17 protein-coding genes are annotated in these 14,400 nt (G+C 41.4%); 1 reads left to right on the forward strand and 16 read right to left on the reverse strand.

The window, feature by feature from the left end:
• From HUS61_RS06885 to dapA, 16 genes are all read right to left on the reverse strand, one after another.
• Window positions 1-552, reverse strand: coding sequence for a DUF3261 domain-containing protein (locus HUS61_RS06885; protein WP_175081615.1), 552 nt, complete (start codon window positions 550-552; stop codon window positions 1-3).
• The gene (locus tag HUS61_RS06890; protein ID WP_175081616.1) at window positions 540-1,781 is read right to left on the reverse strand and encodes an NAD(P)/FAD-dependent oxidoreductase; all 1,242 of its coding nucleotides are present in this window, start codon (window positions 1,779-1,781) and stop codon (window positions 540-542) included. The genes HUS61_RS06885 and HUS61_RS06890 overlap by 13 nt, the downstream gene beginning before the upstream one ends.
• Window positions 1,782-1,784: 3 nt before the next feature.
• Complete coding sequence (locus HUS61_RS06895; protein WP_175081617.1) at window positions 1,785-4,004, reverse strand: MMPL family transporter; 2,220 nt, start codon at window positions 4,002-4,004, stop codon at window positions 1,785-1,787.
• The gene (locus tag HUS61_RS06900) at window positions 4,001-4,519 is read right to left on the reverse strand and encodes an outer membrane lipoprotein carrier protein LolA (RefSeq protein WP_175081618.1); all 519 of its coding nucleotides are present in this window, start codon (window positions 4,517-4,519) and stop codon (window positions 4,001-4,003) included. Before HUS61_RS06900 ends, HUS61_RS06895 begins: the two co-directional genes overlap by 4 nt.
• Window positions 4,519-4,944, reverse strand: coding sequence for a thioesterase family protein (locus HUS61_RS06905; protein WP_175081619.1), 426 nt, complete (start codon window positions 4,942-4,944; stop codon window positions 4,519-4,521). Before HUS61_RS06905 ends, HUS61_RS06900 begins: the two co-directional genes overlap by 1 nt.
• Window positions 4,937-6,481, reverse strand: a complete 1,545-nt coding sequence (gene hutH, locus HUS61_RS06910) for a histidine ammonia-lyase (protein WP_175080184.1) — start codon at window positions 6,479-6,481, stop codon at window positions 4,937-4,939. The genes HUS61_RS06905 and hutH overlap by 8 nt, the downstream gene beginning before the upstream one ends.
• Window position 6,482: 1 nt before the next feature.
• Complete coding sequence (locus HUS61_RS06915) at window positions 6,483-7,451, reverse strand: acyltransferase (protein ID WP_175080185.1); 969 nt, start codon at window positions 7,449-7,451, stop codon at window positions 6,483-6,485.
• Window positions 7,451-8,188 (reverse strand): glycosyltransferase family 2 protein, encoded by a 738-nt coding sequence (locus tag HUS61_RS06920; protein ID WP_175080186.1) that lies wholly within the window; start codon window positions 8,186-8,188, stop codon window positions 7,451-7,453. Before HUS61_RS06920 ends, HUS61_RS06915 begins: the two co-directional genes overlap by 1 nt.
• Window positions 8,189-8,191: 3 nt before the next feature.
• Complete coding sequence (locus HUS61_RS06925; RefSeq protein ID WP_175080187.1) at window positions 8,192-8,545, reverse strand: thioester dehydrase; 354 nt, start codon at window positions 8,543-8,545, stop codon at window positions 8,192-8,194.
• On the reverse strand, window positions 8,529-9,887 hold the full coding sequence (locus tag HUS61_RS06930) for a class I adenylate-forming enzyme family protein (protein WP_175081620.1): 1,359 nt from the start codon (window positions 9,885-9,887) through the stop codon (window positions 8,529-8,531). The genes HUS61_RS06925 and HUS61_RS06930 overlap by 17 nt, the downstream gene beginning before the upstream one ends.
• Window positions 9,874-10,440, reverse strand: coding sequence for a hypothetical protein (locus HUS61_RS06935; protein ID WP_175081621.1), 567 nt, complete (start codon window positions 10,438-10,440; stop codon window positions 9,874-9,876). Before HUS61_RS06935 ends, HUS61_RS06930 begins: the two co-directional genes overlap by 14 nt.
• Window positions 10,441-10,448: 8 nt before the next feature.
• Window positions 10,449-10,694: an acyl carrier protein gene (locus tag HUS61_RS06940; RefSeq protein ID WP_054554554.1), complete on the reverse strand. Its 246-nt coding sequence runs from the start codon at window positions 10,692-10,694 to the stop codon at window positions 10,449-10,451.
• 25 nt (window positions 10,695-10,719) lie between these two features.
• Entirely contained in the window at window positions 10,720-10,977 is a 258-nt protein-coding gene (locus HUS61_RS06945; protein ID WP_054554555.1) for a phosphopantetheine-binding protein, read from the reverse strand.
• The gene (locus HUS61_RS06950) at window positions 10,974-11,759 is read right to left on the reverse strand and encodes a 1-acyl-sn-glycerol-3-phosphate acyltransferase (protein WP_175081622.1); all 786 of its coding nucleotides are present in this window, start codon (window positions 11,757-11,759) and stop codon (window positions 10,974-10,976) included. The genes HUS61_RS06945 and HUS61_RS06950 overlap by 4 nt, the downstream gene beginning before the upstream one ends.
• The gene (locus HUS61_RS06955) at window positions 11,749-12,459 is read right to left on the reverse strand and encodes a beta-ketoacyl synthase chain length factor (RefSeq protein ID WP_175081623.1); all 711 of its coding nucleotides are present in this window, start codon (window positions 12,457-12,459) and stop codon (window positions 11,749-11,751) included. Before HUS61_RS06955 ends, HUS61_RS06950 begins: the two co-directional genes overlap by 11 nt.
• Window positions 12,460-12,565: 106 nt before the next feature.
• Window positions 12,566-13,480, reverse strand: coding sequence for a 4-hydroxy-tetrahydrodipicolinate synthase (gene dapA, locus HUS61_RS06960; protein ID WP_054562639.1), 915 nt, complete (start codon window positions 13,478-13,480; stop codon window positions 12,566-12,568).
• A gap of 160 nt (window positions 13,481-13,640) precedes the next feature.
• Between dapA and HUS61_RS06965 the strand changes: the two genes are divergently transcribed.
• Window positions 13,641-14,294, forward strand: a complete 654-nt coding sequence (locus tag HUS61_RS06965; RefSeq protein WP_063527485.1) for a DUF6058 family natural product biosynthesis protein — start codon at window positions 13,641-13,643, stop codon at window positions 14,292-14,294.
• Window positions 14,295-14,400 lie beyond the last annotated feature (106 nt).

Genomic DNA, 14,400 nt, shown 5'->3' on the forward strand with positions numbered 1-14,400 from the left:
TCAATTAACCCTTTGAAATTTAATTTTGTAATCTCGCTGAAAGTTTACAAGTTCTGTTGCACCGTCTAAATAGCGAATTTCACTAATTAACTGCTCACCCTGATATAAACGCCGCGTTGAGCCTTGTTCAACCAAGTTCAAACCATAAAGTTGCGAGTTCAGCACAGTAACCGGCCAGTGTACTAGCATGATATCAGCAAGAATATAGCGAGGATCAACCGCGTTGATAGGAAGCATTTTTTCGCTTTTAATCGGCCCTAGTGGCGCTTTTTCTAACTGAAATATCGGCATACCTTGAGCCGTCATCACAACCAAGTTAATACCCGTTTCACTGTTTAAACTCAGCTGCGCTAGTAATGTATGCTGCTCACCGCCATGGTGTACTTCAAGTACTTGCTGCCAATTATCAGCAACTAATGACGGCGGTGGATCAAGCAAATAAATCCCTGCATTTGGCGCTAAATCAACACCCGTTTTTACTGCAAATTCACTGGCACAACTTGCCACTAATATGCTCAAAGATAAGAGCAAAGAGCGTGTTAGTCGCGACATAATTCAACCAACGTATTTAAGCGTTTGTTGCTTTGTTTTACAAATGGGTTTTGTAAGTCCCATGCATAACCCGCAAGAATAGCACTGATCATCTCGCGCACTTGTTGGTTTTTCTCACTGTAAAAAATCACGTCCTGAAATGAGCCATCATACCAAGCACTGACGTAGGTTCTAAAGCAATTAACCCCTTGTTGCAAAGGCTCACTGTAATCGTTTTTTAAATCAACTTGCTCACCACGTAAGTAGCTATCAACTAAAGGAGCGACCAATGAGGCTGATTTTAATGCAATCGTCACCCCAGATGAAAATACCGGATCTAAAAACTCACCAGCATTACCAAGTAGTGCAAAATGCTCACCATACAAGCTCGACACATTAGCCGAATAGCCTTTGATAGCGCGCGCTTCACCAATTACTTCACGATTGGCTAATAACCCACTTAAATAGCTATCTTGTTCGATAAATTCATTTAAGCCAGCGAGTGGTTGTTTATCCTCAAGTTGCTCTGGTTTACCAACTACACCAATGCTTGCCGTACCATCACTAAATGGGATCAACCAATACCAAATATCTTTATGCTCTGGATGAACATTAATTAAGATTTTTTCACGGTCAAACTGGGGATCGCTAATATTATCTTTAAAATGGCTGAAAAAAGCCCAACGTACAGGGAAATTTGATGCTGACTCTAAATCAAGTAAGCGAGGTAATACCCTACCAAAACCACTGGCATCAAGGACAAAACGCCCTTTAATTTGATAGCCTTGCTGGTTTTCATCCGTAACATCAAGTAAAGCGCCATCCTCACAATCGGTGAACGCTAACACGCTATGTTGGTAACGTATTTCAGCCCCTTGCTGCATGGCACCATCGGCTAAGCATTTATCAAAGTCAGCGCGTTTTACCTGAAAAGTCGTGCCAGGGCCTTCGCTAAATTTCTCGGTAAAATCGATTGTTGTGTGGTCGCCCCGACGCTGAAACGCCGCCCCATTTTTAAACTGAAAACCAAGCGATTGTGCCTGTGCTTGCACCGCTTGCTCAAGGTCTGCTTCTGCTAAAAAGCTCATGCACTGGGGTAATAAACTTTCACCAATCGAAAAGCGCGGAAAGGTTTGCTGCTCTAACACCACTACATGCCAACCTTTTTTTACTAGTAAACTGGCAGCCACAGCACCTGAAGGGCCAGCACCAATAATAACAACATCAGCCTGTTGAACTTGATTATTCACCTATTATTTTTCCTTATTTTTAGGTAATGCAATACTGAGCGGCGCCAGAATATAGATACAAACTAGCCCCACTAATACCGTTAATCCGAAACTGAAAATGGCCGGGGTTTTCGAAACGGCCAACATGCCAAATACCCACATCGATGATGCCGCTGACAAACTAATTGCGAGTACATTGCTCGGGCTTAAATTATTGACCTGATAAAACACTAAGTAATCGATTGCCAACGCTAATATCAATAAACAGCCTAGCAAATTAAAAATCGATAACTGAGATTGCAGTGCACTGCAAAGTAGCAGTACAGCCGCGGTTGTTAGTACAAGCACTAGCGTTTGTTTACACGCCGTTTTAAAACCAAATTTGACGCTAAATAGTAGTAACGCAAAGGTCATCGCAATGGCCAATGTTATCAGTAACGAATTTGAGTAATGACTTAAACCTTCGCTTATCATCGCGACTTTATCGTAAACAATTAAATCTGGGTAAGCGTTGGCTAAATCCATCAGCTCGGTTTTATTTACACCCGTTACCATAAACCAGCTTGCGGTTAGTGTGTTGTTTGAGATCACTTGGTTAGCGATTAACGGCGCTAACGGAGAATTAAGTGCCGCGTTTAAATCAAGCATTGATGTTGAGAGTTCAACGGGCGTCCCTGTCATTTGGCTAACCACACTCATGGCTTGCTGGGCCGAATGCAGTTGATCGTAGTTTTGCTGTTGTAATTGTTTACTAGGCACTAAGTCACTGAGCATCAAAACACGGCCATTAAGGCCGCGAATAGTTGCTTTTAATGCTTCTTGTTGTACTAATAACTGCTGCGCATTATCGGCAAATAAAATCATGATTTGGCCATTATCTTTACCTAATAAAGACATATGCAACGCTTCGTTTTGCATTAAATCAGCAGGACTTGCATTTAAAAGCTTTACATCATCATTAATCACAGGGGGTTTTAGTAAGGCAAAAGCACTCAATAGCACTAACGTCAGCATACTGAGTGCGACGCGATAATGTGTTAAGCGTTTTAAATAACCACTTAACATGTTTGCTAATCGATGCGCAGCAGTGTTAATGGTTAAACCAGCTTGCCAATAAGGCAATATAATACGTGTGCAGAGCCAAGCTGTAACTAGCCCTGCAACAACAAACACGCCCACTTGACTGAGTAACTGCACCGGTGAGAAAAACAAACTCGCGTAACCGAGTGTGGTGGTTAGTAACGACAACAACAGCGCTAGTTTGAGCCCTTGGCTAAAACCTTGTGGCTGCTCGGTTAAATCAAGCATGCCATGAAATGCATAATCAATGGCAATACCAATCAGCGTCACGGCAAACACCATGGTTAATACATGGACTTGACTAAAAATACTGATCAGCGCAATGGTGCCGCCAATAGCGGCGCTTATCACGGTTACAGAGGCCAGCCACAATGCATTTATCGAGCGAAACACCCATACCACCATCACAATAAGTGCCAGCAAGCTCACCGAACCAAACAAGGTCATTTCAAATTTGGCTTGCTGCGCATTTGCTGCGGTATGAAATAAAGCACCAGCATAGCGAATTTGTGTATCGGGATAGCGGCTTTCAAGCTCAGCGATATAGGCAACTATCTCATTGCTTAAAGCTATTGATTGATTTATTGAAAAGGCATTGTCAGCACTTTGCACGAATAACATTAAATACTCATCACCTTGATAGCTAATGTTAATTCGGCCATCTTGCAGCTCAAATTGCTGCATGTGTGCCATAGCCTCAGATAAGAACCCCGCTGTGGCAAGTGTAGGGTCTTGGTTGATAGTACTTGAAACAAAAGGATCAGCGACTTTACTCAATTGGCTAAAGTAATACTGTTGAAAGCGATTAGCATCGCCAATCGCTTGCTTATATTCCTCGGAAACTAAATGCCCTGCGTACTGACCGTAAAATGCTGCCAACTGGGATATTTCTGGTAACTTAAAACGAGGCTCAATATGTTTACTCGCCAGCCACTGTTCTAAATTATCATAAGCTTTTACTACATTTTCACCACGAAAAGAAAAGCTCAACTGCTGTTTATTAGCCGCAAAAAAGTGTTCTTCGACTTGCTGTAAACGCGGTTCTGACTTTGGCAACAAAGCCAAAATATCATTATTCAACGTAGGCTGTTTTAGAATAAAAACAACCACTAAGGCGCTAACTAATAGGCTCAGCCAAGCAAGCGTTAGGCCCCATGCTTTCACTGTTTTTGCTCATTGTGAGGATACGCAAAGCGTAATACCGTAAAGTTACCATTTGCTTCTTGAAGACGCACACGGCTCACTTGCTCTGCTGCTACACATAATTTGAACTGACTAAATAGCTGTTTTAGCAAGTCATCTTTAGGCAATAAAGTCTGACAACCGGGCTCTGCATGATCTGTCATCGTAAATTGCTCTGCAAGTGCTACTTCATCATGCTTTAAAATCGCTTGCAGTAAATTAACGTAAGGCTCTGCACCTTTTTGTAGCTGCGGCTCATCTTGGTCATTCAAGGTATATACTTGCCCTTGCTTGATTAATAGCGTGCTTTTAACCGGAGATTCAACCTGCCAAGTGAGGCCATCTTCAGCAAGTTCAAACGAACCTGTTGAAATAAAAGGTTTACTAAATCCTTTAAAATGCTTCTCTTGGCTAAATGTGCCTTGCTCTGTCACTGCGCTCGATGCAAACACAGGAAAAAAAACTAGCACACTCAGTAACAACACGCTTAATCGCATTAAATCACCTTTTGAAGTTTTTCATGTAGCACAGGCGGCGAAATAAACTGCATTTCTTTTTTCTCTATATCAACCGCAACTTGGATAGTCGTTGCTTTGGTTAACTTTTTACCTGTAGCGCAATCAGTGATTACGTAATCGATACGTAATCGTGTTTCATATTCTTTTAAGTAGGCATCAACGCGGATTTTTTGTGTAAACAATGCTGAGCCGACGTACTTAATATGCATATCAATAATCGGCCACGCATAGCCAGACTCTTGCATTTGCACATAATCATAATCAAACAAACGCAGTAATTCGCAGCGCGCGACTTCTAAATAGCGCGGGTAATTACCATGCCATACCACATTCATTGGATCGCAATCATGAAAAGGAATTTCAATCTCAACATGAGTACTCAGCAACGAGCCTCTACTATGCATATAAACTCCAACGTTTTGTTTGAATAGCGTCTACCGTAAAGCGAAGAACAGCCTCTAGAGGACGGTCTTCATCAAGCAGCGGGAAAAACTCGCTAATGTCTTGATACATACTTTGTACATCACTAGTTAAACTAGCGAATTCAAGCTCACCGCTATTAATACGTAAACGCAAACCTTGAATACTCGCAAGCAAAGTACTTGCAACCACTTGCTCAGTTAGCTGCAATATACGCAAACAATCTCGTGCAGCGATGGTTCCCATGCTCACTTTATCTTGGTTGTGACACTCGGTTGAACGAGAAAACACACTTGCTGGCATGGTCAGTTTTAATGCTTCGGCCGTGTATGCACTGGCGCCAATTTGGACCGCTTTAAAACCATGGTTAATGTAACGACGTTCATCATTGCTCGCCGATAGATTAGAAGGTAAACCATTGTTATAGCGCGTATCAACTAAAGATGCGATTTGTCTATCGGCTAAGTCGGCTAAATTAGCAACAGCGGTTTTCATGCTATCCATAACCATTGCAATATGACCGCCATAGAAGTGACCACCATGCAATACGTGTTCACCTTCGCCATCGATGATTGGATTATCATTTGCCGAATTTAATTCATTTTCAATCATTTGCCTAAACCATGGCAAACTATCTTGCAGCACACCAATCACATGTGGAGCACAGCGAATTGAATACCTATCTTGTAAGCGGTCAGCATTACGCGGGTGTTCTACATGGTTTAAGTCTCCACGGATCCATGCAGCTACTTGCTGTTGCCCTGGATGTGGCTTCACCGAAAACAAAATATCATCAAAGTGATGACTGTTACCTTTTAATGCAAGGCTTGCAAGGGCTGTTATACGGCTGGTCAATTTAACTAGATAATCAGCTCTATCATAAGCAAGACATGCCAAAGCTGTCATCACGGCAGTGCCATTCATGACTGCCAACCCTTCTTTCGGGCGCAGCTTTAATGGCTGTAAGCCAAGTTCTTGCATCACCTCTAGACTGTTTTTAATTTCGCCTTTGTAATACACATCTCGCTCACCAACCATAGCACCGGCTACATACGAAAGCGGCGTTAAATCACCACTGGCTCCCACAGACCCTTCTTGTGGGATCACCGGTACGATATTGTGATTTAAAAAGTCACGTAATAAATTCAACATCTCCCAGCTAACGCCAGAATAACCTTGTGAAAGCGAAGTTAAGCGGGTTGCTAAAATAGCGCGCCCTTGGGCTTGATTAAAAACATCGCCAAGGCCACAACCATGAAAACGAGTAAGATGCAGTGGTAACTCATTGACTAAATCAAGTGGCACTTTTACGGTTACTGAGTCGCCATAACCTGTGGTAACGCCATATATCACGCCATCATCTTCAAGCAACTTATCTAAAAAGGCCACGGCGCTGTCTATTTTATTAGCAAATTGACGGTCTGATGTTAACGCAACAGCACCTTGCTCTAATGCAATATGAACAATATCTTCGATTGATAAACGCTGTTGGCCAAAAACGGTAGTCGAGTGCTCTGACACCTTAGTTCTCCTTGTTTTGACTACGAGACACTTGCTCGTCATTTTGCCAAAAATCATAAAAATTAAACCATTGATACGGATAGGCCGCAGCATAAAAACTGAGCCTTTGCGCATAATCGCTAACAATTTGTTGTAATGTTTGTTGCCTCGTTTTACGCGGTAAAACGAGTTTGTCGGCGTATTTTTCAAAAATCACGCGGTAAAATGTTTCGCCATTGGGCTTTTTATCTTTTAAACAAAACAGATGAAACACCGGGCAATCTAACAGCGCAGCTAAAATAAATGGCCCTTGTGAAAAAGGGGCTGGCTTACCTAAAAAGTCAGCTTCGATAACTCTTCCTGCAGTGGTGGTACTGGTTCTATCACCGACAATCACCACAATTTCACCCTGCTCGACTTTTTCTTTGAGCATAATTGCCATATCAGGGCCAAGATCGGTTACTTGAATGAGGTTTACCGCAACATCCGGATTAATACTTTTCAGTAATTTATTAAATTCAACAGCATGATGTGTAAACACCAACACATTAATCGTTTTACTGTTTCGGTGTTGGCTAAGAGCTCTACATACCTCTAAGTTACCAAGGTGTGAGCCGATAAAAATAGCCCCTTGCTGTTGCTCATCAAGCTGTTTAAACAGCGCTTCGTTGGTGTAAAGAATATTATGTTGCTGAATTCGTCCAAGCCAGGCATCAATTTTGTCAAAAGCGCTGTCAGCAAAGCAGCGAAAGTGACGAAAGCTATCGCGCCAAGTAACCCCTTTGCTATTGCCATTCACTTTACGCGCTTGGGTTAAGAATGCATGAGACGCTTGGCGGGCAGTTTTGCCTGTTAAAAACAAATAAAATACCACCGGAAACAACACCAACCACAAGCCTTTTCGACCAAATACGCGATAACATACGAGCAATATTTGCATGCCTAAGCGATTGCCACGTTCTTGCATTTTTGACCAATGTTTTACAGCCATTAGCCAGTCACCTTACGCCAAAGTAGCTTAGGTGAGCGTAGCAACATGCCAAAGAATAAACGCGTATGCAGCCACGAAATTCCCACGTTATCGTGTAAGGCTCGAAAATGAGATACGCCATTTTCAGGGTAAATGACCTGGGTTGGCAAAAACGTGACTTTAACACCTTGCCAATAAAGCCTGACTAAAATTTCAATATCAAAGTCCATGCGCTTGCCAAGCGTTTGCTTAGTCATTAATTGTTCAACGGCTGCTAAGGGGTAAACCCGAAAACCACACATTGAATCAACAATATCAAAGCTGAGCGTTTCTACCCAAACCCAAAAATGGGTGATGTAACGACTTAAATAACGGTGCTTAGGCACGGAGCTGTCATAAATTGGGCAACCACTGATCACCTTGTTAGGTGATGCATTACTTAGTTCAATCAACTTACTAATATCTGCTAACGAATGCTGACCGTCGGCATCAACCTGAATAGCATGGCTAAACCCTTGCTGATAGGCAGCCATCAAGCCTGTTTGAACTGCCCCACCCTTACCTTGATTTTGAGCATGGCTTATCAAGGTTAAAAAATCGTACTGTGCGTCAAGCTGTGTAAATACATGCTTGGCATCAGCGTCACTGCCATCATCGACCATGATTATCGGCAGCTGTAGCTCTTTTAGCTCATCGAGTACTGCAGCGATAGCATGGGTGTGATTGTAATTAGGAATAACAATACAAAACTGGTTCATGGCTTAATCACAAAATACAATTCGACCAGATGCATGCTGGCCTTTTTCTGATTGATAGCTAAATAAACATTTGCCTTTTGCATTGCGCTCAAGGGTTAGGTTTACCGTCATATCGGGGGTTGTTACTACCTGAAACTTTAACACTTCTAAATCTTGAACTAGTTTGCCAAAACCCAAATATTGCTGAGCATATTTTACTGCCCAATCCAGCTGTACTACGCCTGCTAAAATTGGCGCATCTGGAAAGTGGCCGCGAAAATAATCTAAATCAGCCGCAATGGTTAACGCTAAACTCACACTAGTTTCTGTTTGTGTTAAAACGGCCACCTCTGGGGTCACGTTATTCAGGCTTGGCAAAATACTGCTCCAATGTTTTTAAACTTAATTTAGCTTGGCTGTTAAAAGGAAGTGCATCGATGTAGCGCCATTTACGTGGTAAACAAATACGTTCAAAGCGGTTTGAGAGGTGCGCTTGTAAAGCGCGGTTAACTGCCAGTTTACCCTGCTGTTCAAGCTCTTTATTAGCCTCATCACTGAGTACAACCACCGCACCAATTTGCACGCGCTTAGCTGGAATAACCACTACTTTAACTTCTTTTACCCAGTCGTGACTTTGCAGATAACTCTCAAGCTCATCAAGGTTTAAACGTTTTTCTTCAATTTTTATCGTTCTGTCTATACGGCCCAACAGTTTAAATTGACCATTTTTATGAATAAGTGCTCTATCATCTAAAGGGAAATTCGATTGCTCTAAAATCGCAGAATCTAGCATCAAGCGCCCTTCTTGATTCAGCGATAAAAAATTACCATTAAACGGCTGCCATGGTACATCAACCGCTGCCTGTGTAACTTGTCGATAAGCAATACCGCCGGTTTCGGTACTACCAAATACTTGGGTAGCAGGGCGAGCTAACTGGTTAAATAAAGTTTCGGCATGCTCATTATTGAGTGGTCCGCCAGAGGAGAATAACCACTTAATTTTGTCGCGCTCAGGAATTAACACATTATCAGCACACAAACGGCCAAGTTGCGCAGGGCTTGAGACGAGCGCTGCATAACGAATATTTTTTAGCCTTTGCGCAATATGTTCAGGGTACTGAATTTGTTCACTATCAATTATATGGCCTTTCGCCAACGGCCAAAGTAAACGAAATAATAAGCCGTAAATATGCTGATGCGAAACAGTTGCTAAAAACGTAAATTGGCTAGGCAAGTCAAATGACATTGAAAGTACTGCAAGCTCTCGATTTAATACCCGCCACGGTTTCACTATCGGTTTAGATTGTCCTGATGAGCCTGACGTATAAAATATAACCGCTGTGTTTGTTGGCCATTGTAAACGGTTAGTTTGCAAAGGCGTGTGACCAAGACTTTGCTCAAGGTTAGTAAATAGCACATCATCATTGATATTGGTCGCATCGCCGGCAAAAAAAGCAGACTGTGCTAGCAATAAACTTAAGGTTTCGTGCTGACCATTAGGTGGCAAAATAACATTATAACCACTACACGCTAAAGCAAATAAGCGCACTGCAAATTGGTAGGTATCAGGATGGAATAACACCACATGGCTGCCAGCTTTAAGCGCTGTGAGCTTACTTTGATAAGCCGCAATATCAGCAAAAAACTGTGTTTGTGTTATTGGCTGCCCTGCAACAACAAATGCAGCGTCTGGGTGAAATTTCAGGTTACTCGCTACCATTACTTTTAACCTTTTGTCTTACAAGCCATTCCACAAGGCCTAAGAGAGCTATCAAAATATAGGCTATTAATCCGTTGTACAGAGTCCATGTCTGTAACGAAGTAAATAGGCTAGTGTATAACGCAATACTGCCATTAATAATAAAAAACGCGCACCATACTTTAGTAACTTGGCGCGTGTAATTAACCCCTTTTTCATCAAGATCAGGCTCTTTAATTCGAGCAAAACTTTCAATGACTGTTGGGCCACTTTTCAACGAATAAGCAAAGGTTATGGCCATCACTGTATTTATAATGACTGGGTAAAGCTTTAAGCCCAGATCACTGTTAAAAAACTGCGTTGTTGCTAAAGCGATAATAGCCAAAATAGAGGCTGGCTTTATCCATGGCATAGATGTCAGTAACTTCTTGCTAAGTAAAAGCCTTAAACCTAACAATACCATCAATACCAAGCTCACTTGCCTTAATGAGATATACTGTAATCCAAAATACACAATAAATGGGTATAAAGATAAGCATACTAAGAGCAGTGTTGTGGTTATCGCTTTGAGCATAGTAATGTTTATGAAACGAGTTTTTCTACTTCGTTTACAACATCTTGCACAGTACGCACTTGCTTAAATGCATCTGGCTCAATTTTCTTACCAGTGATTTCGCGTAGTTTTACAACTAAATCAACAGCATCAATGCTATCAAGATCTAGGTCTTGATACAGGTGCGCATCTAGGCTGATATCATCAGCATCGATCTCAAATTCATCTACTAAAATGCCCTGTAAAACGTTGTAAATGTCAGCAGCGGTTTTCATGCTTATTCCTACTTCTAAGTCTGTATTATGATTGGTGTTGGTTAATAAATTCTGCCAATGCATCTACCGATGCAAAATGGGCTTTTGTTTGTTCTGAGTTTGCGTCAATCTTAACGTTAAACTCTTTTTTAATGGCTAAGCCAAGCTCAAGCGCATCGATGCTATCTAGGCCTAAACCATCAACAAACAAAGGTTGGTCATTTTCAATATCATCCACGGTAATATCTTCAAGATCTAAGCTGCTAATGATTAATTGTTTTATTTTGTTCTTTAGTTCAGTCATAGGTGCCTGAGTTCCTCTGAAAAGTAATGTTGCAAATCACGGGTTAATTGTCGTGCTTGCATGGCGGGTTGTTCATTATTAAATGTGTCGTTAAACGTAAATGGGTCAGTGGCAAAGCGCATCTCAAAATGCGCTTTTGTTGCGGCAACGCAATACCATGGTGTGCCTTTGGTCAAAGTGCTGGGTTTCATACTAATCAGCACTGAGGTAATTGGGGCTTTACAACGCGCAGCAATATTCGCAGCGCCACGCTTAAATTTTAACTGTTCACCTGGGGTTGTGCGGGTGCCTTCAGGAAAGATAATCAGGTTATTTCCAGCAGCGAGTGATGCTTCACAATCATTAAGTAACTCTTGCGGGTCTTCATTACTAATATAGCCTGTGCCTTTAATTACACCGCGCATAAATGGATTTTTAAATAGGTGTGCTTTGACCACACAGTCAGCATTTTTAATCACAGATATCAGCACCACAACATCAATTAATGAAGGATGATTGGCAAGCACTAACTGCCCTTTAAGGTCATGAAATTTCTGTTTATCTTGCACAGAAAAATGGATAGCACCGGTGTAATGCATTAAGGCAACAAAGAATTTAAAACTATAGTGAACCGTTAAACGGGCTTTTTGCTTACGTTTCGCTTGGCAAGGTTCAAATAAACGTTGTAAAGGCAAAACCAACAAGGTGAGTACAATACCGCCAAAACCAAATACAGAAAAACAAAACCCGGTAGCCAGTACCCGCCAAATTTTATTCAACTTAATGTAAACGTTAGTCGCCATGGTACTGTAGCATCCAAGCTGATTGTTGATGTGAAAGCAGCGATTGTGATCCTTTGCTTGTTAAAGCAGCTGCTAATTGCAAACTCAGTGGTAAACACGAGTCACTTTGAGTATGTTCTGATTCAGGAAGTTTTGTTAATTCAAAATACGGCTTACCGGTCTGCGCTGTTGATAATACGAACGACACACTATGTGCAATTTGTTGCTCGTCACTAAATGGTAAGTACTCATCTGGTAATACACTTTCGGCATGAGCAATTAAAATTTGTTGCTCACCCCCACTATAAACACGAGCAAAACCATCAATCATGGCAGATATAATGCTGTCTTGGCCACCAGCGATAGCATTCATCGGGGCTTTATTTTTTGCAATAATCGAAAATAATCCGGTTGCAGCATTATGTACACTCAAACCAAATGCGGTCGGAGAAAGAGGTTCTTGTTCGACAAGTGAATGTAACAGTTGCGCTGTTTTTGGTAAGTCGCCATGACGCGATGAAAAATTAACAGCTAGCTGCTGATACTCACCTTGCGCTTGATGCATAGTATGAAGCGCCATTTTCATAAATGGGCTTAAGCGGCGGCGCTGCATCGGTGCAACCCAGCTTAAATCAAGGTCAGCAAGATTGAGATGGCTTAATTCTGCTATTTGTTGCTCGGGTGCAACCCATAAACACAAATTATCAACAACAAATTTCACAAATATTATTCTTATAACGCCAAACGATTGCTAATTTTACCTATTAGCTACAAAAAAGTAAAACAATGGTGCTTAATTACAGCCACAATTAAGCACTCATTCATTTTTATCGCAAAATAACGTCTTTTTCGGTTAAAAGTTGTGCTTTTTCGCCTACTATATCAGCAACATCAAGTTCGTTAATGTAACCTAAACCGATTTCTTGCTGAGCACTTGTTAGTGGCACATAAGGAAGACGGAACACAGGATTTACCGCGCCTGTCATCATAAGTGCCGTATTGATTGCAATTGGATTAGGCTCGCAGAATAACCAGCCCATAAGTGGCTGTAGTTTTGCATTAAGTGCATCATTTTGCTCATCCATTAACTGACGGAATAAGCCTGGAATAATATTAGATGTAACCGAGATAACACCGTGGGCTTTATGAATGTGTCTTGCATCATGCGCTTCATCGTCGTTACCTGACCAACAAGCAATACCTTGCTGTTCATAATGAGCAATACGCTCATTGCCACCGCACTCTTTTACACCGATAAAGTTTTCGTGCTTAGCGAGTGGCTCAATGATATCGGGTGTTAAGTCTTGGCCTGTACGACCTGCTACGTTGTAGATAAACGCAGGACCAATATCAAGTAAACGGTTAAAGTGCTCTTTCACACCCGCCAGCGACGTACGTCCGTAATAAGGGTTAATTTGTAGCGCTGCATCCATACCGGTGGCAAAACCATACTCGGTTGCTTTAATCGCTTCGCGTGTATTGTTGCTACCTGTATTACCGACAATTAATAAACGGTCAGAGAATTTGCTAACACTGTGAGCAATTAGCATTAAGTGTTCTTCCCAATTCATTAATTGCCCTTCACCTGTAGTACCACCGACAATAATGCCATCAACACCAGCTGCAATTTGCTGTTCAACAAGGTCGTCATAACATGCAAGATCAATTTCACCATTGGTTAAATAAGGTGTTTTTATAGCGGTGATCAAACTTGCTTGTTTAATTGTTTCTAGGTTGCGCATAACTTTTTTAATGTTTGGAAAATTTGCGCTAGTTGTATCACAAACACAGGCATTTTCCGAGTAGTGTGCTGCAATAAATAAAAATACTTGAGAAAAAATCAAAGTTAAGTCAAAATCAAACACTGTATAAATTAACAGTATTTATTGTGAGTATTTGATAATGCAACTTTCAAAATTTTTGGCAACCTACTTTTATACCACCGAAGAGCTGTGTCATACCCTCTCAATTGATGAGGAAACGCTATCGGCATGGCAACAAAGTAGTTTATTTCCAAAGCCGAGTTATTGTTTGCAGAGTCAATTAGAATGCAGTTCGTATTCGGGCATTTATCAATGCGAAGAATATCAAGACTATTACCCTCGTGGTGCCGCTAGTTGGGGGCAATTAATTATCAAACATGACATAAGCTCATCCTGCCAAGCGTTTAATTATTTTGCTCAGCAATATTCAAATCAACTCAGTAAGCTTGCTGAGCAAGGCTTTGCTATCGATGAAGAATTATTTGGCAGTGAAATTGACGAGCACTTACAGCAAGTTTGGCAGCAGTTTTTATGCAGTAAATACGGTGTACTAACACAAAATGGCTTAGTTGAAGAAGCCGTACAGCTCGATGTGGCTAAGTTATTGATTGATGATATTACTGAACTACGCACTAAAACAGGTTTAAGCGTGGAAGAGCGCCAAAGCTTGCATAAGGCGCTCAAATTAATGAACCGCGCGTTAAGCCATGGTACGGGCAACGAAGGTAAAAACACCTTACGCCATCGTTATATTGATGACGTAGTGGCAAAGTACGATCTATCGGTAAAATAACTGCTAATTTTGCGCTTTAAATGAAGCGCAACTGAACGACTGCACGAAGTTACATCGATGTTTATTTTGTTGCAAGTAAGTTAATACAATTTGCTACCTTTGTTTT

Origin of the sequence: Pseudoalteromonas sp. 0802, from assembly GCF_013350085.1 — a bacterium.
Lineage (GTDB): Bacteria > Pseudomonadota > Gammaproteobacteria > Enterobacterales > Alteromonadaceae > Pseudoalteromonas.